1 pseudogene is annotated in these 922 nt (G+C 54.7%); it reads left to right on the forward strand.

What is annotated here, in order from left to right:
* A pseudogene (locus tag HCG49_RS18400) lies at positions 1-922 on the forward strand (hypothetical protein); the annotation flags it as partial.

Raw genomic sequence — 922 nt, forward strand, 5'->3', positions numbered from 1 at the left:
GATAAAGGCGAAACCGGAGCTACCGGCGCAACAGGTGCCGATGGAAAAGATGGAATTGACGGTGCTACTGGAGCCACGGGTGCAACAGGTGAACAAGGAATCCAAGGTGAAACCGGGGCAACTGGTCCAACTGGTGCCACAGGAGAACAAGGTATTCAAGGCGAGACCGGAGCAACTGGGGCTACAGGTGAACAAGGTATTCAAGGCGAAACCGGAGCTACCGGCGCAACAGGTGCCGATGGAAAAGATGGAATTGACGGTGCTACTGGAGCCACGGGTGCTACCGGTGCGACTGGAACACAGGGCGAACAAGGAATTCAAGGCGAGACCGGAGCAACTGGCGCCACAGGTGATCAAGGTATGCAAGGTGAGACTGGAGCTACTGGTGCCAAAGGAGAACAAGGAATTCAAGGCGAAACCGGAGAAACCGGGGCTACTGGTGCAACAGGGGAACAAGGTATACAAGGAGATAAAGGTGATACTGGGGCCAAAGGGGATCAAGGAATTCAAGGTGAAACTGGAGCTACCGGGGCTACTGGTGAACAAGGAGAAACAGGAGCCACGGGTGCAACAGGTGAACAAGGAATCCAAGGAGAAACCGGAGCAACTGGCGAACAAGGTATCCAAGGTGAAACCGGGGCAACTGGTCCAACTGGTGCCACAGGAGAACAAGGTATTCAAGGCGAGACCGGAGCAACTGGCGCCACAGGTGATCAAGGTATGCAAGGTGAGACTGGAGCTACTGGTGCCAAAGGAGAACAAGGTATCCAAGGAGAAACCGGAGCCACGGGGGCAACAGGTGAACAAGGTATCAAAGGTGAGACCGGAGCTACTGGAGCAACAGGCGAACAAGGTATTCAAGGTGAGACCGGAGCTACGGGGGCGACTGGAGAACAAGGTATTCAAGGAGAAACAGGAGCTA

This window comes from Arenibacter sp. 6A1 (assembly GCF_012272855.1).
Lineage (GTDB): Bacteria > Bacteroidota > Bacteroidia > Flavobacteriales > Flavobacteriaceae > Arenibacter.